Origin of the sequence: Mycobacterium heidelbergense, from assembly GCF_010730745.1 — a bacterium.
Taxonomy (GTDB): domain Bacteria; phylum Actinomycetota; class Actinomycetes; order Mycobacteriales; family Mycobacteriaceae; genus Mycobacterium; species Mycobacterium heidelbergense.
Genome location: NZ_AP022615.1, coordinates 4,766,459 through 4,792,107, shown reverse-complemented (window position 1 = coordinate 4,792,107; position 25,649 = coordinate 4,766,459). Strand labels below are relative to the sequence as shown.

Genomic DNA, 25,649 nt, shown 5'->3' with positions numbered 1-25,649 from the left:
GACCCCGGGATCAACCATGTCGAGCACCGAGAAGCATGTCGATTACCTCAAACGCCTGACCGCGGATCTCAGGCGGACACGTCGGCGCCTCTCCGAGCTCGAAGGCAAGCTGTCCGAGCCGGTCGCGATGGTGGGAATGGCCTGCCGCTACGCGGGTGGCGTCGATTCACCGGAAGCCTTGTGGGAGATGGTGATCGAAGGCCGTGACGCGGTGGCCGACTTTCCCACCGATCGTGGCTGGGACATCGACTCGTTGTTCGACCCCGACCCCGACGCGCCGGGCAAGATGTACACGCGTCAGGGCAGCTTTTTGCGGAACGCCGCCGACTTCGATGCCGGATTCTTCGGCATCGGACCCAGCGAGGCGCTGGCGATGGATCCACAACAACGGCTGATGCTCGAGGTGTCGTGGGAGGCGTTGGAGCGGGCCGGGATTGACCCCCTTGCGCTGCGCGGCTCGGCGACCGGGGTGTTCGCCGGCGTCATCCACGCCGGCTACGGCGGCGAGGTGAAGGGCGAGCTGGAGGGCTATGGGCTCACCGGTTCCACGCTGAGCGTGGCGTCGGGTCGGGTGGCGTATGCGTTGGGGTTGGTGGGCCCGGCGGTGTCGGTGGATACGGCGTGTTCGTCGTCGCTGGTGGCGATGCATTTGGCGGCGCAGTCGTTGCGGTCGGGGGAGTGTGATCTGGCGCTGGCCGGCGGGGTGACGGTGATGGCCACGCCGGCGGCGTTCGTGGAGTTCAGCCGGCAACGGGCACTGGCCCCCGACGGCCGGTGCAAGGTGTATGCCGGTGCCGCCGACGGCACTTCGTGGTCGGAAGGTGCCGGGGTGCTGGTGTTGGAGCGGTTGGCCGATGCGCGGCGGTTGGGGCATCCGGTGTTGGCGGTGCTGCGGGGATCGGCGGTGAATCAGGATGGCGCCTCCAACGGCTTGACCGCACCGAATGGGCCGTCGCAGCAGCGGGTGATCCGCGCCGCCCTGGCCAACGCCGGGCTGGCCGCGGCCGACGTGGACGTGGTGGAGGGGCATGGGACGGGGACCACGTTGGGGGATCCGATTGAGGCCCAGGCGTTGTTGGCGACGTATGGGCAGGACCGGCCAATGGATCGGCCGTTATGGTTGGGGTCGATCAAATCCAATATCGGGCATACGTCGGCCGCCGCGGGGGTGGCCGGGGTGATCAAGGTGGTGCAGGCGATTCGTCATGGGGTGATGCCCAAGACGTTGCACGTGGATGTGCCGACGCCGCATGTGGATTGGTCGGCCGGGGCGGTGTCGGTGTTGACCGAGCCGCGGCCGTGGCCCGCGGTGGATCGGCCGCGCCGGGCGGGGGTGTCGTCGTTCGGCATCAGCGGCACCAACGCGCACGTGATCGTCGAGGAACCTCCCGCGGCGCCGGCAGCGGTTGCGCCCGAACGCGATCGCCCCGAACCCGTGGTGCCCTGGGTCGTGTCGGCCCGTTCCGAGCAGGCCCTGGCGGCTCAGGCGGCGCGATTGTTGGCACACCTGAGCGCCAATCCGGGCCTGACCGTGCAGGACGTGGGCTGGTCGCTGGCGACCACGCGGTCGGTGTTCGAGCACCGGGCGGTGCTCGTCGGCGCCGACCGTGACACCCTGATGGGCGCGCTGGCGGGCCTGGCGTCCGGGGATCCGGACGCCTCGGTGCGGGTGGGGCGCGCGCGGACGGTCGGCAAGATCGTGTTCGCGTTTCCCGGCCAGGGCTCGCAATGGTTGGGCATGGGCGCGGCGCTGTACGAACGCTTTCCCGTGTTCGCCGGCGCCTTCGACCAGGCCGTGTCGGCGTTGGACGGCCACACGCGGTTGCCGCTGCGCCAGGTGATGTGGGGCGGCGACCCGGAGTTGTTGGAGAGCACCGAATTTGCCCAGCCCGCGTTGTTTGCCCTCGAGGTGGCGTTGGCGGCGCTGTGGCAGTCCTGGAGCGTGGTACCCGACGTGGTGATGGGACATTCGGTGGGGGAGCTCGCCGCGGCGTACGTGGCCGGGGCGATGTCGCTCGCCGACGCGGCGCGCGTCGTGGCGGCCCGGGGCCGGCTGATGGCGGGGTTGCCCGCCGATGGGGTGATGATGGCCGTGGCCGCCGGCGAGGCCGAGGTGGCACCCTTGCTGACCGAGGGCGTGAGCATCGCGGCGATCAATGGCCCCGAGGCGGTGGTGCTTTCGGGCGAACAGTCCGCGGTCGAGGCCGTGACGGACCGGCTGGCGAGGCTGGGTCGACGAGTGCATCGACTGGCGGTCTCGCACGCGTTCCACTCACCGCTGATGGAGCCGATGATGGAGGACTTCGCCGCGGTGGTGGCCGGGGTGTCGGCCGCCGAGCCGCGGATCGGGTTGGTGTCCAACGTGACTGGGCGGCTGGCCGAGCCCGGATATGGGTCGCCGGCGTATTGGGTCGAGCACGTGCGCCAACCGGTGCGTTTCCTCGACGGGGTGCGAACCGCCCAGTCGCTGGGGACCGGCGCGTTTGTTGAGGTGGGCCCCGGTGCCGCGTTGACGGCGGCGCTGGCGCAATCGCTAACCGTCGATCCGGCGGCATCGGCGGTGACGATGGCCAAAGACCGCCCCGAGATCGACTCGCTGCTGCTCGCGGCCGGCAGCCTGTTCGCCGCCGGTGTCGGCGTGGACTGGGCAGCGGTGTTCGACGGCGTGGGCGCCCGGCCGGTCGCGTTGCCGACGTATGCCTTTCAGCGGCGCCGGTTTTGGTTGTCGGCGGGGTTGGTGGGGTCGGGGGATGTGAGCACCTTGGGGTTGGTGGGTGCTGGGCATGGGTTGTTGGGTGCGGTGGTGGAGCGACCGGATTCGGGCGGGGTGGTGTTGACGGGTCGGTTGTCGGTGGTCGGCCAGCCGTGGTTGGCCGACCATGCGGTGGCTGGGGCGGTGTTGTTTCCCGGGGCCGGCTTCGTCGAGTTGGTGTTGCGGGCCGCCGATGAGGTGGGTTGTTCGGTGATTGGGGAGTTGACGTTGTCGGCTCCGTTGGTGTTGCCGACGGGCGGTGGGGTGCGGGTGCAGGTGGTGGTTGGTGCTCCCGGTGAGTCGGGAAACCGTGAGGTGTCGGTGTATTCGCTTGGCGCTGCGCCGGGTTCGAGGTGGGTGTTGCATGCCGAGGGGGAGGTGGGCTCGGGTTCGGTGGCGCCGGTCGTTGATCTGTCGGTGTGGCCGCCGGTGGGTGCGATGCCGGTCGATGTGACCGATGGCTATGAACGGTTGGCGGCGCGGGGTTACGCGTATGGGCCGGCGTTTCGGGGTGCGCGGGCGGTGTGGCGGCGGGGGGCCGAGATTTTCGCCGAGGTCGAGGTCCCGCGGGACGCCGGCGTCCAACTCGGCGGGTTCGGGATGCATCCGGTGCTGTTGGATGCGGCGTTGCATGCGCTGGGGATGGACGGCGAGCGGGATCACATCGTGTTGCCGTTTTCCTGGCAGGGGGTGTGCTTGCATGCGGCCGGGGCCTCGCGGGTCCGGGTCCGGTTGGCGCCGGCGGGCGTGGGGGCGGTGTCGGTGGAGCTGGCCGATGGCGCGGGGTTGCCGGTGTTGTCGGTGCGGGAGTTGGTGATGCGGCCCGCATCGCCCGGACAGTTGTCGGCGATCGCCGCTTCGGCCGAGGGGCTGCTGGAGGTGGCGTGGTCACCGGTCACCTTGGGGAACAAAGGTATTGGTGACGGCGTGGTGGTGTGGGAGCCGGGTTCGGCCGGTGCGGGGGTGGTGCGGTCCGTGCATGAGGCGGCCACCGAGGTGTTGGGGGTGTTGCGGTCGTGGTTGGGCGGTGATGGGTCTGGTGTGTTGGTGGTGCTGACTTGTGGGGCGGTGGGGTTGGCCGGGGAGGGCGTCACGGATTTGGCGGGTGCGGCGGTGTGGGGGTTGGTGCGGTCGGCGCAGGCTGAGCATCCGGGGCGGGTGGTGTTGGTGGATTCGGACGGCTCGGTGGATGTCGAGTCCGTGATCGGTTGTGGTGAGCCGCAGTTGGTGGTGCGTGACGGTGCGGTGTATGCGCCACGGTTGGCGCCGGTCGCGGCTGAGTCGCTGCTCACGCTGCCATTGGGGGGGTGGCGGTTGGTCGCCGGTGGTGGGGGCACGCTCGAAGACCTGGTGGTTCAGCCGTGTCCGCGGGCGCAGTTGGGGGTTGGGCAGGTGCGGGTGGCGGTGGGCGCGGTGGGGGTGAATTTTCGGGACGTGCTGGTGGGGTTGGGCATGTATCCCGGTGGTGGCGAGTTGGGCGCCGAGGGCGCCGGGGTGGTGGTCGAGGTGGGCCCGGGTGTGGCCGGGTTGGCGGTTGGTGATGCGGTGTTGGGGTTGCTGGGGGTGGTGGGTTCCGAAGCGGTGGTCGATGCGCGGTTGGTCGCACCCGTGCCGGCGGGGTGGTCGTTGGAGCGGGCGGCGGGTGTGCCGGTGGTGTTTTTGACGGCCTGGTATGGGTTGTCGGTGTTGGCGGGGTTGGGGGCTGGTCAGCGGGTGTTGGTGCATGCCGCCACGGGTGGGGTGGGGATGGCCGCGGTGCGGTTGGCGCGTCATTGGGGTGCCGAGGTGTTCGTCACGGCCAGCCGCGCCAAGTGGGACACGTTGCAGGCGATGGGGTTTGACGACGACCATATCGCCGATTCGCGGTCGTTGGGGTTTGCCGAGAAGTTTTTGGCCGCCACCGGTGGGGCCGGGGTCGATGTGGTGCTCAACTCGCTGGCCGGGGAGTTCATTGATGCGTCGTTGCGGCTGCTGGTCGGGGGTGGGTGTTTTGTCGAGATGGGCAAGACCGACCTACGCGATCCGCAGCTAATCGCCCAGCAATACCCCGGCGTGCGGTATCGGGCGTTTGATCTGATGGAGGCCGGCCCGGACCGGATCGCCGCGATGCTGGCCGAGCTGATGGGCCTGCTGCGCGACGGTGTGTTGGAGTCGTTGCCGCTCACCGTGTTTGATGTGCGGCGCGCGGTCGAGGCCTACCGGTTTGTCAGCCAGGCCCGCCATATCGGCAAGGTGGTGCTCACCGTGCCCGAGGGGCCCGGTGGGCTGGCCGACGCGACGGTGTTGATCACCGGTGGCACCGGCATGGCCGGTTCGGCGCTGGCTCGTCACCTCGTTGACCGCTATCGGGTGGCCCACGTGATGCTGGCCAGCCGCCACGGCGCGAACGCCGAGGGGGCCACCGAGCTGGTCGCCCAGCTCGAAGACGCCGGCGCGACCGTGTCGGTCATCGCCTGCGATGTCGGTGACCGGGATGCGGTAGCCGAACTGCTGGCCCGGGTGCCGGAGCGCTATCCGCTGCGTGGGATCATTCATGCCGCGGGGGTTCTCGATGATGGGTTGATCGCCTCGCTGACCCCGGATCGGATGGATGCGGTGTTACGCGCCAAGGTCGACGGGGCCTGGCATCTGCACGAGCTGACCAAAAACCTGGATTTATCGGCGTTCGTGATGTTTTCCTCGATGGCCGGGATCGTGGGCTCCCCGGGCCAAGCCAACTACGCGGCCGCCAACAGCTTCCTCGACGCCCTAGCCACCCACCGACACGCACACAGACTCCCCGGACTGTCACTAGCCTGGGGACTCTGGGAACAAACCTCGGCGATGACACGCCACCTCGGAGACGCGGACCGCGCCCGGATGAGGCGAATCGGGTTGGCGCCGTTGTCCGGTCAACAGGCGCTGACGCTTTTCGATGACGCGATGCTGGCCGGCCACCCGGTGCTGGCGGCCGCCCGACTGGACACGGCGGCGCTGGCCCACGCCGGCGCCGCGCTGCCGCCCATGCTGTCCGAGTTGGCGACCCGCCCAACCCGGCGCATCGTCGACGCCGGCACCGCGTCGACGGCGGGCCTGCGTGCGCGCCTGCAGGGACTCACCGCGGAGCAGCGCCACCGCGCGCTGGTCGACCTGGTGTGCGGCAACGCCGCCACCGTGCTGGGACACAGCACCGCCGACATCAACGCCGACAGCGCATTCCAAGACCTGGGCTTTGACTCACTCACCGCCGTCGAACTACGCAACCGACTCAAAACCGCCACCGGCCTCACCCTGTCACCCACCCTGATCTTCGACCACCCCACACCGGCCGCACTGGCCGAACACATCAACACCCAACTAGCCACCACAACCCCGGACGACGACCGACCCGACCGCATGGCCCGCATCGACGCCCTCACCCGCGAACTACACACCCTGCTCAACCAACCCGACTGGAAACCCGACGAGAAAACACAACTCAACACCCGCATCCACAACCTGCTCACCACGCTCAGCGCCCCCGACCCGGAGCCCGATCCCGCCGAGCCCTACGACGACGACATCGACACCGCCACCGAAAGCCAGCTCTTCGCCCTCCTCGACGAAGAACTCAATCCCTGACCCCGACGAGTCGAAGGACCTCGTGCAATCGACAGCCATAGCAGTCATCGGGCTCGCATGCAGATTCCCCGGCGCCGCCAGCCCCCACGAGTTCTGGCGTCTCATCCACGACGGCGTCGAAGTCACGCGGCTGGGCGCTGACGTCGCCGAGTTCGACGCGGACTTTTTCAACGTGTCGCCGCGCGAGGCCCGCGCGATGGACCCGCGACAGCGACTGGCACTCGAACTGACCTGGGAACTATGCGAAGACGCGTTCGTCGTACCGGAAACCCTACGCGGAGAACAGGTCTCCGTTTACCTCGGAGCGATGAACGACGACTATGCGGTGTTGACGCTGGGCGACACCGCGGAAGGCCTCGACCACCACTCGTTTGCCGGTATCAGCCGGGCGATGATCGCAAACCGGATCTCCTATGCCTTCGGGCTCCATGGCTCCAGCTTGACCGTCGATTCCGGCCAATCGTCCTCCCTGGTAGCGGTGCACCTCGCGTGTGAAAGCCTCCGCACGGGCGAGTCGGCGTTGGCGATCGCCGGCGGCGTGCACCTGAACCTGGCGGGCGAGACCGCAATGCTGGAAAGGGAATTCGGTGCGGTGTCGACCTCGGGCCACACCTACGCGTTCGACGGACGCGCCGACGGCTACGTCCGAAGCCAGGGCGGCGGCCTCGTGCTCCTCAAGCCGCTACCCGCCGCCCTCGACGACGGGAACCGCATCCGCGCCATCATTCGCGGCAGCGCGGTCGGCAACGCCGGGCATCGCGCCGCCGGACAGACCGTGCCCGCCGTCGCGGCGCAGGCCGACGTCATCCGGCGGGCCCTCGCGGGCGCGGGCCTGGACGCCGGCCAACTCGAGTACATCGAGGCCCATGGCGCCGGCACCAAAATCGGTGATCCCGTGGAGGCGAAGGCCCTCGGCGAAGTGTTCGCCGGCCGCCGACACCGCCCGGTGAGCCTGGGGTCGGTAAAGACCAACATCGGGCACGCGGGAAGCGCCGCGGGCATCGCCGGATTGCTCAAGACCGTGCTGGCGATCGAAAACGCCGTGATTCCACCCAGTCTCAACTACGCCGCCCCCAGCCCCGGGATCGATCTGGAAGGCCTGGGGCTGCGAGTCGCCACCACGCCGGCCCCGTGGCCGGTGGGTGGGCCGCGGCGGGCAGGGGTGTCGTCGTTCGGCATGGGCGGAACCAACGCGCACGTGATCGTCGAGGAGGCGCCGGCGGAGCCGAAAGCGTCCGCGGCGCAGGGTAATGCTTCGCCGACGGCGTGGGTGCTGTCCGGTCGTTCGCAACGGGCACTGGCGAATCAGGCCGCACGGCTGCTGGCGCACCTGGCCGACGATCCCGAGGTGGGCGTCGCCGACGTGGCGTGGTCGTTGGCGACGACGCGGGCGGTGTTCGAGCATCGGGCGGTGTTGGTGGGCCCCGACCGCGAGAACCTCGCGGCCGGACTGGCGGGACTGGCGTCCGCGGAGCCGCGTCCCAACGTGGTGCTGGGCCGGGCGCGCTCACCGGGCAAGACCGTGTTCGTGTTTCCCGGCCAGGGCGCGCAATGGCCGGGGATGGGCGCCCGCCTGTACGGCGACTTCCCCGCGTTTGCACGGGCTTTCGACGAGGCCGCCACGGCACTGGAAGCCCACCTGCGGCTGCCCTTGCCCGACGTCATGTGGGGCGGTGACGCAACGCTGTTGGGCGACACCGAGTTTGCGCAGCCCGCGCTATTCGCCATCGAGGTGGCGTTGACGGCGTTGTTGGGGGACTGGGGCGTGACCCCGGACCTCGTGATGGGGCATTCGGTGGGCGAGATCACCGCGGCCCACGTGGCGGGGGTGCTGTCGCTGGCGGATGCGGCCGAGGTGGTGGCGAGGCGGGGCCGTTTGATGGCCGGCCTGCCCCCCGGCGGCGCGATGGTTGCGGTGGCCGCCAGCGAGGCCGACGTGGCGCCGCTGTTGACCGGCGGGGTGACGATCGCGGCGGTCAACGGGCCGGACGCGGTGGTGATCTCCGGCGCCGAGGCCCCGGTCGCCGCGATCGCCGGCGGCCTGGCCCAGCGGGGCAGGCGGGTGCACCGATTGGCCGTCTCGCACGCGTTTCACTCGGCATTGATGGAGCCGATGGTCGAGGACTTCGCCGCGGCGGTGGCGTCGGTGTCGCCCGCGGAACCACGGATTGCCTTGCTGTCCAACGTTTCCGGTCGGCAGGCGGGGCCCGGGTACGGGTCGGCGCGGTATTGGGTCGAGCACGTGCGCCGGCCGGTGCGTTTCCTCGACGGGGTGCGCGCCGCCGAGTCGCTGGGGGCCGGGCTCTTCGTCGAGGTGGGCCCCGGTGGTGGTCTCAGCGCCTCGGTCGAGCAATCGCTGACGACCCAGGAGCCGGTGTCGGTGGTGACGATGGTCAACGACCGCCCCGAAGCGGACGCACTGCTCACCGCGGCCGGCCGCCTGTTCGCCGCCGGCGTCGCGGTGCGCTGGGACGCGGCGCTGCGGGGCGGCCGCCGGATTCCGTTGCCGACGTACGGCTTTGCCCGTCAACGCTTTTGGCTGAACTCGGGCACGGACACGCCGCCGGCCTTACCGACCGAACCGGCCGACTGGGCCGAGCGCCTGCGACAGCTGGAGCCCGACGAGCAGCACCGCCAACTGGTCGAGTTGGTGCGCGTGCACGCGGCGGCCGCCCTGGGACATTCGGATACGCACGCCGTGGATTCCGAGCGTGCCTTTCAGGACCTCGGGTTCGACTCGATGACCGGCGTCGAGCTTCGCAACCGCCTGAAAGCCGACACCGGGCTGGCGTTGTCACGCACCCTGGTCTTCGACCACCCCACGCCCACAGCGCTGGCCGAGCACCTGCGCCAGCAGCTGCTGCGCGGCGATCACGGAGAGTCCGACGAGGAGAAGATCTGGTCTTCGCTACGCAAGATCCCGATCCATGAGCTTCGAAGAACCGGACTGCTCGACACGCTATTACTGCTAGCCGGCGATCCGGAAAAGCCGCTTACCGATTCGACGATCGGCGACGACACCATCGACTCGCTAAGCCCCGAGGCGCTGATTGTGATGGCGCTCGAATCGGACCGCGACGACGACGCCGAATGACGAAATCCGCGCTGGTGAACGCCATTACGACAACGATGTCAAACCCCAAATGCGACATGTGTTGAATAGGCGCAACTTTGCGTGCCCCCACACGACCACTTAAGCTGCTGGGATTGGGGTCCTCGACGTTGCCTAAAAGGGTGGGGGCATGAGCGTTATCGCAGGTGTGTTCGGCGCGCTGCCACCGCATCGGTATAGCCAGGGCGAAATCACCGACCAGTTCGTCGACTTCCCAGGACTGAGGGAACACGAGGAGATCATCCGGCGCCTGCACGCGGCCGCCAAGGTCAACAGCCGCCATTTCGTCCTGCCGCTGGAGCGCTACCCGTCGCTGACCGACTTCGGCGAGGCCAACGAGATCTTCCTCGAACACGCCGTGGACCTCGGCTGCGAGGCGCTCGCGGGCGCCCTCGACGAGGCGGGCCTGCAACCCCAGGACGTCGACATGATCGTCACCACGACGGTCACCGGCGTGGCGGTGCCGTCGCTGGACGCCCGGATCGCCGGGCGGCTCGGCCTGCGGCCGGATGTGCGCCGGATGCCCCTGTTCGGGCTGGGATGCGTGGCCGGCGCGGCGGGGGTGGCCCGGCTGCACGACTACCTGCGCGGCGCGCCCGACGGCGTCGCGGTCCTGATCTCGGTCGAGCTTTGCTCGCTCACCTACACGGCGCTCAAACCGACGGTGTCCTGCCTGGTCGGCAGCGCGTTGTTCGGTGACGGGGCGGCCGCGGTGGTGGCCGTCGGCGAACGTCGCGCCGAACGGGTTCGTGCCAGCGGCCCCGACGTCCTCGATTCGCGCAGCCGCATGTACCCCGAATCGCTGCACATCATGGGCTGGAACGTCAGCTCCGCCGGCCTCCAGCTGGTGCTGTCCCCGGAGCTCACCACGGTGATCGACCGCTACCTGGACGACGACGTCACCGGATTCCTCGCCACCCACGGCCTGACCAAGGACGACGTCGGCGCGTGGGTGAGCCATCCCGGCGGCCCGAAAGTCATTGACGCGATCTCCAAGTCCCTCGAGCTGGGCCCCGACGCGCTCGAGCTGACCTGGCGCTCGCTGGGCGAAATCGCCAACCTGTCGTCCGCGTCGGTGCTGCACATCCTGCGTGACACCATCGCCAAGCCGCCGCCCGGCGGCAGCCCCGGGCTGATGCTCGCGATGGGCCCCGGATTCTGTTCCGAACTGGTGCTACTGCGCTGGCACTGAGCCGGTGGCGTCGGCGCTCAGAGCGTCTCCGACAGCTCCAACCAGCGGCTCTCGAGCGCGGCGACCTCGTCTTCCAGGCCGCGCAGCTCGCGGGTCAGCTCCGTCAACCCGACGTGGTCGGACTGATCGTGGTCGGCGAGTTCGTGGTGTTTGGCCGCGATCCGATCGGCCAGGCGGGCGAGCTGACGGTCGACCGCGGCCAGCTCCTTCTCGGCCGAGCGGCGCTGCGCGCCCGACATCGCCCGCGGTTGGGCGGGCGACGCTTCGGCCGCCGACGGGGTCGTCCGCTGGGCGGCCAGCCGCAGGTATTCGTCGATGCCGCCCGGCAGATGCCGCAGCCGGCCGTCGAGGATCGCGTACTGCTGATCGGTGACCCGCTCGAGCAGGTAGCGATCGTGCGACACGACGATCAGCGTGCCCGCCCAGGAGTCGAGCAGGTCTTCGGTGGCCGTGAGCATGTCGGTGTCGACGTCGTTGGTGGGCTCGTCGAGGAGTAACACGTTGGGTTCCGACAACAGCGTGAGCATCAGCTGCAACCGGCGCCGCTGCCCGCCGGACAGGTCGCCGACCCGCGCCGACAGCTGGCCGCGCGCGAACCCGAGCCGCTCCAGCAGCTGGGCCGGGGTGACCTCGCGGCCGTCGACCTGATAGCCGCCGGGCAGCCGGCCCAGCACGTCGGCGATCCGGTCGGCCGCGACCGCCGACAGGTCGTCGCCGCGCTGGTCGAGCACCGCCAGCCGAACGGTCTTGCCGCGCTTGACGCGCCCGGTGTCCGGCCTGATGGTGCCGGCGATCAGCCCCAGCAGCGTCGACTTCCCGGCGCCATTGGCCCCGACGATGCCGGTGCGTTCACCCGGGGCGATCCGCCATTCGACGTCGCGCAGCACGGGGCGCCCCTCGAACGAGACCGACACGTCGAGCAGGTCGACGACGTCCTTGCCGAGCCGCGCGGTCACCAGCTTGGCCAGCTCGACGGTGTTGCGCAGCGGCGGCACGTCGGCGATCAGCTGGTTGGCGGCCTCGATCCGGAACCGGGGCTTCGAGGTCCGCGCCGGCGGCCCGCGGCGCAGCCAGGCCAGCTCCTTGCGCATCAGGTTCTGCCGCTTGGCCTCGGCCGCGGCGGCCAGCCGGTCGCGCTCGACGCGCTGCAGCACGTACGCCGCATACCCGCCCTCGAACGGCTCGACGATCCCGTCGTGCACCTCCCACGTCGCGGTGGCGACCTCGTCGAGAAACCAGCGGTCGTGGGTGACCAGCAGCAGCCCGCCGGTGTTGCGCGCCCAGCGTTGCCGCAGGTGGCCGGCCAGCCAGGTGATTCCCTCGATGTCCAGGTGGTTGGTGGGCTCGTCGAGGGCGATCACGTCCCATTCGCCGACCAGCAGCCTGGCCAGCTGCACCCGCCGGCGCTGCCCGCCGGACAGCGTGGCGACCGGCGCGTCCCAATCCATGTCGGACACCAGGCCGCCGACCACGTCGCGCACCCGCGCGTCGCCCGCCCACTGGTGCGCGGGCGCCTCGCCGACCAGTGTCCAGCCCACGGTGCGGTCGGGGTCGAGGGTGTCCGCCTGGCTCAGCGCGCTGACCCGCACCCCGCTGCGCCGGGTGACCCGCCCGGCATCGGGCCGCAGTTCGCCCGTCAGCAAACCCAGCAGGCTCGACTTGCCGTCCCCGTTGCGCCCCACGATGCCGATGCGCGCGCCGTCGTTGACGCCCAGCGAGACCGACTCGAACACCACCTGCGTCGGGTATTCCAGGCGGACGGCCTCGGCTCCCAGTAGATGCGCCACCGGGCAATTATTTCGGGAGTCGGCGGGGCGCGGCCGACGTGGGCCCGTATATGCGGGCGCCGGTCACCCCACGCGGTACTGCTCGGCGTCGCGGTGTTTGAACTCGAGTCCCAGCCCGGGCCGGTGCCGATCCGGCCGCAGCGTGCCGCCGTCGGGGGACAGGGCGCCGTCGAAGAGCATGTGCTCGATGCGGTGGTGGTCGTGGAAGTACTCCAGGTGCCGCAGGTTGGGGACCGCGGCGGCGACGTGGGCGTGCAGGTTGGGGGCGCAATGCCCGGACACGTCGACGTTGTGCGCGGCCGCCACCGCCGCGGCTCGCAGCCAGTCGGTGATCCCGCCGCACCGGGTGACGTCGATCTGCAGGCAGTCGACGGCTTCGGCGCCCAGCATCCGGTTGAAGTAGGCCAGGTCGTAGCCGTATTCACCGGCGGCAACGTCCGCCGTGACCTGGTCGCGCACCTCGCGGAGCCCGGCGAGGTCGTCGGACGACACGGGCTCTTCGAACCAGACGACGTTGTGCTCGGCCATGGCGCGGGCGACCCGGATCGCCTGTTTGCGGCGGTAGCCTCCGTTGGCGTCGACATACAGTTCGGTGTCGGGCCCGATCACCTTGCGCGCGAAGGCTATTCGGTCCAGGTCGCGGCGCTCGTCAGAACCCCACGACTCGCCGATCTTGATTTTCACGCGGGGGATCGCCCAGGTTTCGACCCAACGCTCCAGCTGGGCGCGGGCCTCTCGTTCGTCGTAGGTGGTGAAGCCGCCGCTGCCGTAGATCGGCACCTCCGGATGCGCCACGCCGAGCAGCCTGCACACCGGTATGTCCAGGAGTTTGCCTTTGAGGTCCCACAGCGCGGTGTCGACCGCCGAGATCGCGCAGGAGGCCAGCCCCGGGCGCCCGTCGTTGCGGATCGCCCTGACCATCGACGCCCATGCGCCGGAGATGTCGAGCGCGCTGTGCCCGGAGACCGCGTGGGCGAGCGGCCCGGTGATCAGCCGGCGGCACGCACCGGCCGCATACGTGTAGCCGATGCCGCGGCGGCCGCCCGCCACCGCCTCGACCAGGACCAGCGTCGTCGACGACCAGGCGAAGGTGCCATCGGCTTCCGGTGCGTCGGTGGGGATTTCGTATGCCTGCGCGGTGACCTCGTCGATGCGGGAGTCAAGGCGATCGAAGGTGGACAACGACGGGCCTCCTACGGCGACTAGGGCGACCGCCGGCGGGCCGAAAGCGCCCCGAGCAGCGCGCCCACGCCAAGGGTCAGCGCCCCGGTGCCGCCGACGAAAAGATGGTGGGAGAGCCAGGCTTGCGGGCTGTGGGCGTGCGACCGGTCGTCGAACTCGCCGTGCGCGCCGCGGTCGCTGCCGGGCTCGTGATCGACCGGTTGCCAGAGGTTGTGCGGCCGATGGCCATTCGCGCGTTCGTCGGTCTGCTGCGAGTCGTACCCGGTGCGGCCGAGGTAGCGGTCCAGCAGCGGAGCGACGAACTTCTGCCCGAGGAGCGTGACCGCGGTGCTGTCGCCGACCCAATATTGTTTGCGTTCCGGATGATCGGCGGCATGGACGACGCCGCGGGCGGCGACTTCCGGCTGATAGATCGGTGGCACCGGCTGGGGATGGCGGGGCAGGCGGGACAGCACCCAGGAAAACTGGGGGGTGTTGACCGCCGACATCTGCACCAGGGTGATCCGCACGTTCGAGTCCTCGTGCAGCAGCTCGCAGCGCACCGATTCGGTGAACCCGTTGACGGCGTGCTTGGCGCCGCAGTAAGCCGACTGCAGCGGGATGGAGCGCTGGCCGAGCGCGGAGCCGACCTGCACGATGGTGCCGTGGTCGCGCGGGCGCATCTTCGCCAGCGCCGCCATGGTGCCGTACACATACCCGAGGTAGGTCACCTCGGTGACGCGCTTGAACTCCTCGGCGGTGATCTCGCCGAAGGGCGCGAACACCGAGGTGAACGCGACGTTGACCCAGGTGTCGATGGGCCCGAACGCGGCTTCGGCCTCGTCGGCGGCGGCCGCGACGGCCTTGTGGTCGGCCACGTCCGTCGGGATGGCCAGCGCCTTGCCGCCGCCGGCCTCGACGTCGCGGGCGGCGCCCTGAAGCCCGGCGGCGCCGCGCGCGAGCAGGGCGACATTCGCGCCGCGCCGCCCGAACAGTTGGGCGGTGGCGCGGCCGATGCCGGCGCTGGCTCCGGTGATCACCACTGTCTGCGTCATGGGGGACTGCCTTTCCTTCATCCGGGCGGTCAGTCGTGGTGGACGGCGTCGTCGGCGAGGGTGGCCGTGCATTCCAGCAGCAAGGCGTGCGCGAACGCCTGGGGCAGGTTGCCACGAAGCTGGCGCTGCCTGACGTCGTATTCCTCGCAGAACAGGCCCGGGGGCCCGCAGGCGGCGCGGTTGCGTTCGAACCAGCGCATCGCGCAGTGGTGGTGGCCCAGCTGGTGTTCGGCCAGCGCCATCATGAATCCGCAGAGCAGGAAGGCCCCCTCGGCGTCGCCCAGGTCACGCCCGTCGTGCCGGAACCGGTAGACGAACCCGTCGTGGGCGAGTTCCCGGCGGACGGCGTCCAGCGTGGCCCGGGTGCGGGGATCGTCGGCGGGCACGGCGCCGCGCACGGGCGGCAGCAGCAGCGAGGCGTCGACCCCGGCCAGCCGCGGGCTGCGTTGCCAGTAGCCGCCGCGCGGGTGCAGGCTGCTGGCCGCGGTGTCGGCGAGGATGGCGTCGGCCAGCGAAGCGCAGGAGGCGACCTCGGTGCCGGCGCCAGCCACCTTGGCGATGGCACGCAGCCCGGCCACGCACGCCAGGCGGGACTGCGTCCAGTGCTGCTCGTCGATCTCCCAGATCCCGGCATCCGGGTCGCGCCAGCGCTTTTCGATCGCGGCGACGGCGGCCTGCGCGGCGCGCCAGCCCTCGGCGTCGAGCCGGTCGGCGCTGCCGCCCCTGGCCAGTAGCTGCAGCGCCTCGCCGAAGACGTCGAGCTGGAATTGCTGGTTGACCCGGTTGCCGACCTTGTCGGTGCCGCCCGGGTAGCCGGGCAGGTCGAGGGTTTCCTCGGCGGGCACGCAACCGCCGGTGACGGTGTAGGCGGGTTTGAGGTGCGGGCCGTCCTCGAGCAGCCGGGCGCCGACGAACTCGATCGCACGGTCGAGTAGCTCCGTCGCCCCGACGGCCGCGGCGGCGACCCCGGCGTACGCCTGGTCCCGGATCCAGGCGTAGCGGTAGTCGTAGTTCTGGTTGGTGTGCGCGCGTTCGGGCAGGCTCATGGTGGCCGCGGCGACCATGCCGCCGCCGCTGCTGGTCAGCCCGCGCAGCACCGCGTAGGCGTGGCGCCCGTCGCGGGGCGCGATGGTGCAGTTCAGCTCGGGCACGCTGCGCCGCCACGCGGCCTCGGTGGCGTCCCAGGCGATGTCGGGGTCGGGCGGCCGGTCGGGCAGTGCGCGTTCGGAAAGCTCCAGCACCAAATCGTGGTGCTGGCCCTCGTCGAGGGTGATCTCGCACATGAGCGGTTCGCCTCGGCCGTGTGCCGAGTGCACGGGACGCGCGTCGCGGCCCCCCGACCACCGCCACCGCAACCGCCCCGACCGGCCGCTCCACACTGCGTCGTCGAGGCTCGGCTGGCCGGGACCGTGGCGCCCGAACGCGGCGCTCGGTTGCAGCAGCACCCGCAGCCGGGCGGTGCCGCGGCGGCCCATGAGGCGTCGCAACAGCACCACCCGGTCGGGGTCGCCCGGAAAGGCCAGCGCCTCGCGGCATTCCACGATGCCGCCGCGGGTGGTCCAGCGGTTGCGCCAGATCAGCGTGCCCGGCTCGTAGTAGCCGCCCCACACGTGCCGGACGTCGGTCGGGGTGACCGCGTAAACCCCGCCGCCGCCGATCAGGCTGGAGAAGACGGCGTCGGAATCCCAGCGTGGCGCGCACATCCAGGTGACCTCGCCCTGCGGCCCGATCAACGCGCCGCGCTCGCCGTCGGCGAGCAGCGCGTACTCTCGGAGCACCCGGGGCGGGAAGGCCGCCTCGATGTCGATCGTCTGCTCAGTCACGAGCCCCTGCCTTCGACCGCGCCGCCGGCAAAGTGGCTGTCGAGAGAACTGGTTGGCGCCAGCTGTGTGTTCAACCGAAAGGGTCCTGACGGCATGCACGCATGCGTCGCGGACCTTGCGCCTTCGGTAGGTACCCCGTTCCGCCAGTGGTTAACCGGGAGGAGGATGGCTGCGGGGGACGTTGTCCACAGCCCGGAGGCGTTGGGTGTTTGGTGTCGGCCCCCTTCGCTATAGTCGAATGTATGTTCGATGAGAAGGTGCGGCGTGAGGTTCACGCCCGGTTTGACGAGATGTTCGAGCGGCGTTATCCGTCGACGACGGCGGAGTCGGCGGCCTTGCTGGATCGGATTGGTGCGGCTTCGCGGGCGGAGAATCGGCAGGCGGCGGCCCAGCTGGAGTTGATCGGGGAGTTGTTCGCGTATCGGTTGTCGCGGTGTGGTGAGACCGAGGAGTGGGCGATTGACACGATGGAGGCGGTGGCCGCCGAGATCGGCGCGCATCTGCGGATCAGCCAGGGCCTGGCGTCCAGCCGGGTGCGCTATGCGCGGGCGCTGCGCGAGCGCCTGCCCAAGGTGGCTGACATTTTTCGGGCCGGCGATATTGATTATCGGGTGTTTCAGACGCTGGTGTATCGCACGGATCTGATCACCGATCCCGACGTGCTGGCCCGGGTGGACGCACAGTTGGCGGCGAATGTGGTGCGCTGGCCGTCGATGACGCAGGGCCGGTTGGGTGCGCAGGTGGACAAGATCGTGGCCCGCGCTGATGCCGATGCGGTGCGGCGGCGCCGCGAGCGCGTGACCGGCCGCGAGGTCTGCATCGGGCCAGTGGGCGACGGGCTCTCCGACATCAGTGCGACCGTGTTGACCCCGGATGCCCAAGCCCTCGATCAGCGGTTGGATGCGTTGGCGGCCACGGTGTGCGCCCACGATCCGCGCACCCGTGCCCAGCGCCGCGCCGACGCGGTGGGGGCGCTGGCCGCCGGCGCCGACCGGCTGGGGTGCCGGTGTGGACGCGGCGATTGCGCGGCCGGGGATCGGCCGGCGGCCTCGCCGGTGGTGATTCATGTGATCGCCGAGCAGGCCACCCTCGAGGGCCGCTCGGCGGGACCCGCCTCGGCGTTGGGCGCCGACGGGCTCATCGCGCCGGAGCTGATCGCCGAACTGGCTAAGTCGGCCAGGCTGGTGTCGCTGGTCCACCCCCTGGATGCTCCGCCGGAGAAGGGGTATGTGCCGTCGAAGGCGTTGGCTGATTTCGTGCGCTGTCGGGATCTGACGTGTCGCTGGCCCGGTTGTGATCGCCCCGCCGTCGGCTGCGACATCGACCACACCATCCCCTACACCCAAGGTGGGGCCACGCATGCGTCCAACCTCAAGTGCTACTGCAGAACTCATCACTTAGTGAAGACGTTTTGCGGCTGGACCGACCAGCAACTACCGGACGGGACGCTGATCTTGACCTCCCCGACCGGACAGACCTACGTCAGCACCCCGGGCAGCGCCCTGCTGTTCCCCAGCCTGTGCGCACCCACCGGCGAACTACCCACCCCACCCACCCCACCCACCACCGAGTGCCACAGCGAGCGCCGCGGCGAGCGCACCGCCATGATGCCCCGACGCCGCCGCACCCGCGCCCAAGACCGCGCCACCCGCATCGCCACCGAACGCCACCACAACCGCCAAACCCGCCTGGCCACCCAAACCAAACACACCGGCCCCGCACCACCCGACGACCCACCACCCTTTTAACCGCCGCATCCCCTGCCGGCAAACAACCTGACCAAAACCGCTGGGCGCGCTGATGTGCCATGATGGCGGAGCTGTCAAGAGTCAGGGAGCAGTGGTGGATCTGAATCTTTCGATCGTCACACGACCGGTCGAGCGTCTGATCGCTACGGCACAGAACGGGCTGGAGGTTTTGCGGCTGGGGGGTTTGGAAACCGGCAGCGTCCCGTCGCCATCCCACATCGTCGAGAGCGTCCCGATGTACAAGCTGCGACGGTATTTCCCGCCGGACAGCCGACCCGGGCAGCCGCCCGTGGGCCCGCCGGTGCTGATGGTGCACCCGATGATGATGTCGGCGGACATGTGGGACGTCACCCGGGACGAGGGGGCGGTCGGGATCCTGCACGCCAACGGGATCGATCCCTGGGTCATCGACTTCGGCTCACCCGACAAGGTCGAGGGCGGCATGAGCCGGAACCTGGCCGACCACATCGTCGCGCTCAGCCAGGCGATCGACACGGTCAAGGACACCACCGGCAGCGATGTGCACCTCGTCGGTTACTCGCAGGGCGGGATGTGGTGTTATCAGGTCGCCGCCTATCGGCGGTCGAAGAACCTCGCCAGCATCGTGGCGTTCGGGTCGCCGGTGGACACCCTGGCCGCCCTGCCCATGGGCATCCCGGCAAACTTCGGCGCGGCCGCCGCCAACTTCATGGCCGATCATGTCTTCAGCCGGCTGGCCATCCCAAGCTGGATGGCGCGCACCGGTTTCCAGATGATGGACCCGCTCAAGACCGCCAAGGCGCGGGTGGACTTCGTGCGCCAGCTGCACGACAGGGAGGCACTGCTGCCGCGCGAACAGCAGCGCCGGTTCCTGGAGCGCGAAGGCTGGATCGCCTGGTCGGGCCCGGCGATCTCCGAGTTGCTCAAGCAGTTCATCGCCCACAACCGCATGATGACCGGCGGTTTCGCCGTCAACGGACAGATGGTCACGCTCACCGACATCACCTGCCCGGTCCTGGCCTTCGTCGGCGAGGTCGACGACATCGGGCAGCCGGCGTCGGTGCGCGGCATCCGCCGGGCGGCGCCGAACGCCGAAGTCTACGAATGCCTCATCCGGACAGGCCATTTCGGCCTGGTCGTGGGATCCAAAGCGGCACAACACAGCTGGCCCACCGTCGCCGCATGGGTGCGATGGCTGTCCACCGGCGGCGACAAGCCGGCCAGCATCGACCTGATGGCCGATCAGCCGGTCGAACACACCGACAGCGGCGTCGCGCTGAGCTCCCGGGTCGCCCACGGCATCGGGGAGGTCTCCGAGGCGGCGTTGGAGGTGGTGCGCGGCGCGGCCAACACGGTCGTGGCGGCCAACAAATCCATGCGCACCCTGGCCGTGGAGACGGTCCGGACGCTGCCGCGACTGGTCCGGCTGGGACAGATCAACGACCACACCCGCGTCTCGCTGGGCCGCATCATCGACGAGCAGGCGCACGACGCCCCGCAGGGCGAGTTCCTCCTGTTCGACGGCCGCGTGCACACCTACGAGGCCGTGAACCGGCGCATCGACAACGTCGTTCGCGGCCTGATCGAGGTCGGGGTGCGGCAGGGCGACCGCGTGGGCGTCCTGATGGAGACGCGGCCCAGCGCGCTGGTCGCCATCGCCGCGCTGTCGCGGCTGGGCGCCGTCGCCGTGGTGATGCGGCCCGACGCCGACCTGGCCGCGTCGGTCCGGCTCGGTGGGGTTAGCGAGATCCTGACCGATCCCACCAATCTCGACGCGGCGCGCCAGCTGCCGGGCCAGGTGCTGGTGCTCGGCGGCGGTGAGACCCGCGACCTGAACCTGCCCGAGGACGCCTCCGAGCAGGCCCACGTCATCGACATGGAGCAGATCGACCCGGACGCCGTCCGGCTGCCGGCGTGGTACCGGCCCAACCCCGGCCTGGCCCGCGACCTGGCGTTCATCGCGTTCAGCTCGGCCGGCGGCGAGCTGGTGGCCAAGCAGATCACCAACTACCGGTGGGCGGTGTCGGCTTTCGGGACCGCCTCGACGGCCGCCCTCGACCGCCGCGACACCGTCTACTGTTTAACCCCGCTGCACCACGAGTCCGCGCTGCTGGTCAGCCTGGGTGGCGCGGTCGTCGGCGGCACCCGCATCGCGCTGTCGCGCGGCCTGCGACCCGACCGGTTCGTCCAGGAGGTGCGGCAGTACGGCGTCACGGTGGTGTCCTATACCTGGGCCATGCTCCGCGAGATTGTCGACGATCCCGCGTTCGTGCTGCACGGCAACCACCCGGTGCGCCTGTTCATCGGCTCGGGCATGCCGACCGGATTGTGGGGGCGGGTTCTCGACGCGTTCGCGCCCGCACAGGTCGTCGAGTTCTTCGCCACCACCGACGGACAGGCGGTGCTGGCCAACGTTTCCGGCGCCAAGATCGGCAGCAAGGGCCGACCGCTGCCCGGCGTCGGGCGGGTCGAGCTCGGCGCGTACGACGCCGAGCACAACCTGATCCTGGAGGACGACCGCGGCTTCGTGCAGGTCGCCGAGGCCAACCAGGTCGGCGTGCTGCTGGCCGCGTCCAAGGGGCCGATCGATCCGAGCGCGTCGGTCAAACGGGGGGTCTTCGCCCCCGCCGATACCTGGATATCGACCGAATACCTCTTCTACCGCGACACCGACGGGGATTACTGGCTGGCGGGCAGGCGCGGTTCGGTGGTCCGCACCGCGCGCGGGCTGGTGTTCGCCGAGCCGGTCACCGACGCGCTGAGCCGCATTAACGGCGTCGACCTCGCGGTCACCTACAACGTGCCGGTGGGTGACCGGCAGGTGGCCGTCTCGGCGGTGACGCTGCTGCCCGGGGCCACCATCACCGCGGCCGACGTGACCGAGGCCGTCGCCGACATCCCCATCGGGGCGGGACCCGACGTCGTGTACGTGTGTCCGGCGATGACGCTGAGCGCGAGCTACCGGCCCACCGTCAGCGGCCTGCGGGCGGCCGGGATTCCCAAGTCGGGACGCCAGGCGTGGTATTTCGACGCGGCCGGCAACCAGTTTCGCCGGCTGACGCCCGGGGCGCGGTCCGAGCTGAGCGGGGCGCGCTGATGCTCGACGATTCGCTGCTGAGCATTCTCGTCTGCCCGGCCGACCGGGGTCCGTTGGTTCTGATCGAGGACGAGTTGCTGTACAACCCGCGGCTGCGGCGCGCCTACCGCATCGAGGACGGCATCCCGGTGCTGCTGATCGACGAGGCCCGCGATGTCGACGATGACGAGCACGCCCGGCTCATGGCGCGAGCGCGTCCGGCAGATCCCCGGTGAGGTAACGCTGCAGGTTCGGCGCGATGGTTCGCGCGATCCGCTCGGCGGGCAGCGACGCGAACGGCTCCAATTGCAGGATGTAGCGCGCCATCACGACGCCCACCAGCTGCGACGCGACGAACTGGATGCGGATGGTTCCGCTGCCTGGGGGATCGTCGACGCGCGGACCGACTTCGACGGCGATGATGTCCTGGATGAACGAACGAAACAAGTTGACCTCCGACCCCGCGATGATCGACCGCAGCGTGGCAATGAACGCCTCGCCAATCTGGGAGTCCCACAGCGGCAACAACATTGACGGCAGTCGGTAGCCGAGCTCGTCGACGGGCACCGCACGCAGCGCGCCGATGACGTCCATCGGGTCGACCGGGATGTGCACGGCGGCGGCGAACAGCTTTTCCTTGGTGCCGAAGTAGTGGTGCACCAGCGCCGAATCGACGCCGGCGGCCGCGGCCACCGCCCGTATCGACGTGTTGCCGATTCCGTTGCGGGCAAACAGCTCTCGGGCGCTGGTCAGGATCCGGTCGCGGGTGTCGGAGCTGCCGGCCGGTCGCCCGGGCCGCCGGCGGCCGGTTTTGCCGGTCGTCATGCTAGGGCGTCCGCCTCCGCAGCGTCGCCGCGGCCAGGCACAGCGCCGCGATCGCGAAACCCAGGACGACGACGATGTCGCGCACCGCGATGTAGGTCAGCCCCGGGTGGGCACTCACCTGCTGCAGAGCCTCGAGCGCATAGCTGGCCGGCAAGACGTTGCTGACCCACTGCAGCCAGTGCGCCATCAACGCCCGGGGCACGACGATGCCGGCCAGCAGCAGCTGGGGGACCATCACCAGCGGGATGAACTGCACGGCCTGAAACTCGGTGCGGGCGAACGCACTACAGAGCAGGCCCAGGCCGACGCCCAGTACGGCGTTGACGATCGCGATCACGAACACCCACACCGGGCTGCCCGCGGTGTCGAAGCCGAGCAACCAAAACGACACGATGCACGCCGCAATCGCCTGCGCCGCGGCGGCGACCGAGAAAGCGGTGCCGTAGGCGATCAACAGGTCGAGCCTGCGCAGCGGCGTGGTCAGGATGCGCTCCAACGTTCCCGACGCCCGTTCGCGCTGCATCGTGATGGACGTGATGATGAACATCACGAAGAGCGGGAACAGGCCCAGCAGGATCAGGCAGGCGTTGTTGAACGGCGACGGGGTGCCCGGGCGGTGGGGAGCGTTTTCGAACATGAAGTACATCAGCGTGATGACCAGGACCGGCACCACCAGGATCAGCGCGACGCTGCGGTGGTCGGCGGCCAGCTGGCGCAGGATCCGCGTCGTGGTGGCCGCGTAGGCCGTCAGCCCTAGCCGGCCTGCCGCGTCGTGCTGCGCCTGATGATGGACAGAAACGCGTCCTCGAGTGACGTGCATCCGGTGTCCTCTCGTAGTTGGGTCGGGGTGGTGTGCGCGATCAGGTGTCCTTCGCGCATCAGCACCAGGTCGCCGCAATGCTCGGCCTCGTCCATCACGTGACTGGAGACCAACAGCGTGGTCCCGCCGCGGGCGAGCTCGGTGAACTGTTCCCAAAGATCGACCCGCAGCACGGGGTCCAGGCCCACCGTGGGCTCGTCGAGCACGAGCAGATCGGGCTGGCAGACCAACGCGCACGCCAGCGACACCCGGGTGCGCTGGCCGCCGGAGAGGTTGCCGCAGAAGGCGGTCCGGTGATCCGCCAGCCCGACCCGTTCGATGGCCTCATCGGCGGCGTCGGTGCCGTATCCGTAGAGCGAGGCGAAGTAGCGGACGTTGTCGACGATCCGCAGGTCGTTGTAGATGGTCGGGTCCTGCGGCATATACCCCACCCGATGACGCAGCGCCGGGCTCCCGGCCCGCCGGCCCAGCACCGTAACGGTGCCCCGGGAAGCGCCGGCCACGATCTGGGTGCCGACGATGCACCGCATCAGCGTGGTCTTGCCGCAGCCGGACGGGCCAAGCAGGCCGGTGATGCTGCCCTGGGCTATGCGCACCGAAAAGTCATGCAGCACCGGGCGTTTGAAGCGGGTGACGCATAGGCGCTCGATGCTGACGGCCGGAGCGCGACGCCCGGCCAGTAATTCATCACTTGATGAACTCATCATGTGATGAATATCCGCCCCCGGTGCGGCGATGTCAAGGGCCGGGGCGGCGCAGCGGCAGGTGCCCGTGCACGCCCTCGGCGTAGGCGGTTTCGGCGTGCTGGGTGAGGTCGACGCCGGTGGTCTCGTCTTCGGGGCTGAGCCGGAAACCGATCACCCGGTCGATCAACTTCGCGAGAAGGTACGACGTCGTGAAGGCATAGAGCGCGACGGCGACGATCGCGAGCGCCTGCTTGCCCAGTTGGGCGACGCCGCCCCCGTAGAAGAGGCCCCGGGGACCCGACGTCATGACCGCCGTGGCAAGCAGCCCGATCAAGGACACGCCGACGACGCCGCCGACGAAGTGCACGCCGACCACGTCGAGCGAATCGTCATAGTTGAGACGGAATTTCGCGCTGACCGCGAACGAGCACACGATGCCGGCCGCGACGCCGACGACCGCCGCGCCGAGTGTGTTGACGGTCCCGCACGACGGGGTGATGGCGACGAGGCCGGCCACCACGCCGGAGGCCGCGCCGAACGTCGTGGGCCTGCCGTCGCGGATCTGTTCGACGGAGAGCCAGCCGAGCATGCCCAGGCAGCCGGCGACGAGCGTGTTGAGGAAGATGGCCGCGGCGGTTCCGTTGGCGGCCAGAGCGGAACCGGCGTTGAACCCGAACCAGCCGAACCAGAGCAGCCCGACACCGAGCAGCACCAGCGGCAGATTGTGCGGCCGCATGACGTCCTTCTTGAAGCCGATGCGGGGCCCGAGCACCAGCGCCAGGGCCAGGGCGGAGGAACCGGAGACGATCTCGACGACGAGGCCGCCGGCGTAGTCGAGCACCCCCAGCTTCGCCAGCCAGCCGCCGGGCCCCCACACCCAATGCGCGACAACCGAATACACGACGATCGCCCACAGCGAGACGAACGCCATCCAGGCCGCGAACTTGGCGCGGTCGGCGATCGCGCCGCTCACCAGGGCGGCCGTGATGATCGCGAACGTCAACTGGAACGTGGCATAAAGCAGCTCGGGAACCGCGCCGTGGACGGTGTCGGGGCCGATGCCGAGCATCCCGATGTGCCTGAGGTTGCCGACGAGCCCGCCCGCCCCATCGTCGGAGAACGCGATGGTGTAGCCGACCAACAGCCACGCCACCGTGACCAGCGGGATCGAGATGAAGCTCATCATGATCATGTTGAGCACCCCGGTGGTGCGGACCATGCCGCCGTAGAAGATCGCCAGGCCCGGGGTCATCAGCAGGACTAGTGCGGTGCTGGCCAGCAGCCACGCCGTGGCGGCAGGGTCGATCGCATGCATTATGTGGGCTCCTTCGTGCGCCCTGGGGGTTCCGGGACACCGGGATACTGCCATGTTTGGCCTGCCGGTAGGTTCGGTTGGTGCAATCGGGCCCAGACGCGGCCGAGGGCCAGCTGTCCGTCGATCCGGTCGCGGCCGCGCATCGACTGCTGGGCGCCACCCTCACCGGCCGCGGCGTGCGCGCCGTCATCGTCGAAGTCGAGGCCTACGGCGGCGTCCCCGACGGCCCCTGGCCGGACGCCGCGGCCCACTCCTACCGCGGCCGCAACGGCCGCAACGCCGTGATGTTCGGGCCGCCCGGGCGGCTGTACACCTACCGCAGCCACGGGATCCACGTGTGCGCCAACGTCTCGTGCGGACCCGACGGGACCGCCGCGGCCGTCCTGCTGCGGGCCGCGGCCCTGGAGGACGGCACCGACGTCGCGCGGGCCCGGCGCGGCGAGCTGGTCCGCACCGCGGCCCTGGCGCGCGGCCCGGGAAACCTGTGCTCGGCCCTGGGAATCACCATGGGCGACAACGGGATTGACCTGCTCGACCCCAGCGGTCCGGTGACCCTTGAACTTCACGACCCGCTGACGGCCGCGTCCGGCCCGCGCGTCGGCATCAGCCAGGCCGCCGACCGGCCCTGGCGACTGTGGCTGGCGGGCCGCCCGGAGGTTTCGGCGTACCGGCGAAGTCCGCGGGCGCCCGCGCCCGGAACCAGCGACTAGAGTTTTGC

The 25,649-nt window shown here is 70.0% G+C and carries 15 protein-coding genes; 7 read left to right on the top strand and 8 right to left on the bottom strand.

All coding sequences use genetic code 11. From position 1 onward, the window contains the following. Positions 1-16: 16 nt before the first annotated feature. The 3 genes from G6N25_RS22390 to G6N25_RS22380 all read left to right on the top strand — a co-directional run bounded on the left by G6N25_RS22390 (position 17) and on the right by G6N25_RS22380 (position 10,656). The gene (locus G6N25_RS22390) at positions 17-6,352 is read left to right on the top strand and encodes a type I polyketide synthase (RefSeq protein ID WP_163672536.1); all 6,336 of its coding nucleotides are present in this window, start codon (positions 17-19) and stop codon (positions 6,350-6,352) included. Between the two features lie 22 nt (positions 6,353-6,374). Continuing rightward, a complete protein-coding gene (locus G6N25_RS22385) occupies positions 6,375-9,446 on the top strand; it encodes a type I polyketide synthase (RefSeq protein ID WP_083077538.1) in 3,072 nt (1,023 codons plus the stop codon). A gap of 148 nt (positions 9,447-9,594) precedes the next feature. Continuing rightward, entirely contained in the window at positions 9,595-10,656 is a 1,062-nt protein-coding gene (locus G6N25_RS22380) for a type III polyketide synthase (protein ID WP_083077540.1), read from the top strand. Between the two features lie 17 nt (positions 10,657-10,673). On the opposite strand, the gene G6N25_RS22375 is transcribed toward G6N25_RS22380, so the two are convergent. The 4 genes from G6N25_RS22375 to G6N25_RS22360 form a co-directional block, all read right to left on the bottom strand. After that, positions 10,674-12,443 carry an ABC-F family ATP-binding cassette domain-containing protein gene (locus tag G6N25_RS22375; RefSeq protein ID WP_083077542.1) on the bottom strand — a complete coding sequence of 590 codons (1,770 nt, stop codon included), beginning with the start codon at positions 12,441-12,443 and terminating at the stop codon, positions 10,674-10,676. Positions 12,444-12,506: 63 nt separating this feature from the next. Then, a complete protein-coding gene (locus G6N25_RS22370; protein WP_083077544.1) occupies positions 12,507-13,625 on the bottom strand; it encodes an enolase C-terminal domain-like protein in 1,119 nt (372 codons plus the stop codon). A gap of 20 nt (positions 13,626-13,645) precedes the next feature. Further along, a complete protein-coding gene (locus G6N25_RS22365; protein ID WP_083077546.1) occupies positions 13,646-14,659 on the bottom strand; it encodes an SDR family oxidoreductase in 1,014 nt (337 codons plus the stop codon). Positions 14,660-14,688: 29 nt separating this feature from the next. Beyond that, on the bottom strand, positions 14,689-16,482 hold the full coding sequence (locus G6N25_RS22360; RefSeq protein ID WP_083077548.1) for a glycoside hydrolase family 15 protein: 1,794 nt from the start codon (positions 16,480-16,482) through the stop codon (positions 14,689-14,691). Positions 16,483-16,724: 242 nt separating this feature from the next. Between G6N25_RS22360 and G6N25_RS22355 the strand changes: the two genes are divergently transcribed. The 3 genes from G6N25_RS22355 to G6N25_RS22345 all read left to right on the top strand — a co-directional run bounded on the left by G6N25_RS22355 (position 16,725) and on the right by G6N25_RS22345 (position 21,521). After that, positions 16,725-18,230, top strand: a complete 1,506-nt coding sequence (locus tag G6N25_RS22355; protein WP_163672534.1) for an HNH endonuclease signature motif containing protein — start codon at positions 16,725-16,727, stop codon at positions 18,228-18,230. 91 nt (positions 18,231-18,321) lie between these two features. Next, positions 18,322-21,306 (top strand): acyl-CoA synthetase, encoded by a 2,985-nt coding sequence (locus G6N25_RS22350; protein WP_142272804.1) that lies wholly within the window; start codon positions 18,322-18,324, stop codon positions 21,304-21,306. Further along, complete coding sequence (locus tag G6N25_RS22345; protein WP_083076067.1) at positions 21,306-21,521, top strand: Trm112 family protein; 216 nt, start codon at positions 21,306-21,308, stop codon at positions 21,519-21,521. The genes G6N25_RS22350 and G6N25_RS22345 overlap by 1 nt, the downstream gene beginning before the upstream one ends. Here the strand turns inward: G6N25_RS22345 and G6N25_RS22340 are convergent. The 4 genes from G6N25_RS22340 to G6N25_RS22325 are packed head-to-tail and all read right to left on the bottom strand — an operon-like array spanning position 21,487 to position 24,931. Continuing rightward, positions 21,487-22,110 carry a TetR/AcrR family transcriptional regulator gene (locus G6N25_RS22340; RefSeq protein ID WP_083076069.1) on the bottom strand — a complete coding sequence of 208 codons (624 nt, stop codon included), beginning with the start codon at positions 22,108-22,110 and terminating at the stop codon, positions 21,487-21,489. The genes G6N25_RS22345 and G6N25_RS22340 overlap by 35 nt on opposite strands. A gap of 1 nt (position 22,111) precedes the next feature. After that, positions 22,112-22,930, bottom strand: coding sequence for an ABC transporter permease (locus tag G6N25_RS22335; RefSeq protein WP_197745688.1), 819 nt, complete (start codon positions 22,928-22,930; stop codon positions 22,112-22,114). Next, a complete protein-coding gene (locus G6N25_RS22330; RefSeq protein WP_083076070.1) occupies positions 22,864-23,637 on the bottom strand; it encodes an ABC transporter ATP-binding protein in 774 nt (257 codons plus the stop codon). The genes G6N25_RS22335 and G6N25_RS22330 overlap by 67 nt, the downstream gene beginning before the upstream one ends. Positions 23,638-23,668: 31 nt before the next feature. Then, positions 23,669-24,931 carry an ammonium transporter gene (locus G6N25_RS22325; protein WP_083076072.1) on the bottom strand — a complete coding sequence of 421 codons (1,263 nt, stop codon included), beginning with the start codon at positions 24,929-24,931 and terminating at the stop codon, positions 23,669-23,671. 80 nt (positions 24,932-25,011) lie between these two features. Here G6N25_RS22325 and G6N25_RS22320 point away from each other — a divergent pair, with 80 nt between their 5' ends. Next, positions 25,012-25,641, top strand: coding sequence for a DNA-3-methyladenine glycosylase (locus tag G6N25_RS22320; RefSeq protein ID WP_179961689.1), 630 nt, complete (start codon positions 25,012-25,014; stop codon positions 25,639-25,641). Positions 25,642-25,649: the final 8 nt, after the last annotated feature.

Bases quoted from the DNA above. Each gene is read 5' to 3' on its own strand.
- G6N25_RS22335 (WP_197745688.1), bottom strand. From the start codon at position 22,930: ATGCACGTCACTCGAGGACGCGTTTCTGTCCATCATCAGGCGCAGCAC.
- G6N25_RS22365 (WP_083077546.1), bottom strand. From the start codon at position 14,659: ATGACGCAGACAGTGGTGATCACCGGAGCCAGCGCCGGCATCGGCCGC.
- G6N25_RS22330 (WP_083076070.1), bottom strand. From the start codon at position 23,637: ATGATGAGTTCATCAAGTGATGAATTACTGGCCGGGCGTCGCGCTCCG.
- G6N25_RS22345 (WP_083076067.1), top strand. From the start codon at position 21,306: ATGCTCGACGATTCGCTGCTGAGCATTCTCGTCTGCCCGGCCGACCGG.
- G6N25_RS22380 (WP_083077540.1), top strand. From the start codon at position 9,595: ATGAGCGTTATCGCAGGTGTGTTCGGCGCGCTGCCACCGCATCGGTAT.
- G6N25_RS22355 (WP_163672534.1), top strand. From the start codon at position 16,725: ATGTTCGATGAGAAGGTGCGGCGTGAGGTTCACGCCCGGTTTGACGAG.
- G6N25_RS22390 (WP_163672536.1), top strand. From the start codon at position 17: ATGTCGAGCACCGAGAAGCATGTCGATTACCTCAAACGCCTGACCGCG.
- G6N25_RS22325 (WP_083076072.1), bottom strand. From the start codon at position 24,931: ATGCATGCGATCGACCCTGCCGCCACGGCGTGGCTGCTGGCCAGCACC.
- G6N25_RS22340 (WP_083076069.1), bottom strand. From the start codon at position 22,110: ATGACGACCGGCAAAACCGGCCGCCGGCGGCCCGGGCGACCGGCCGGC.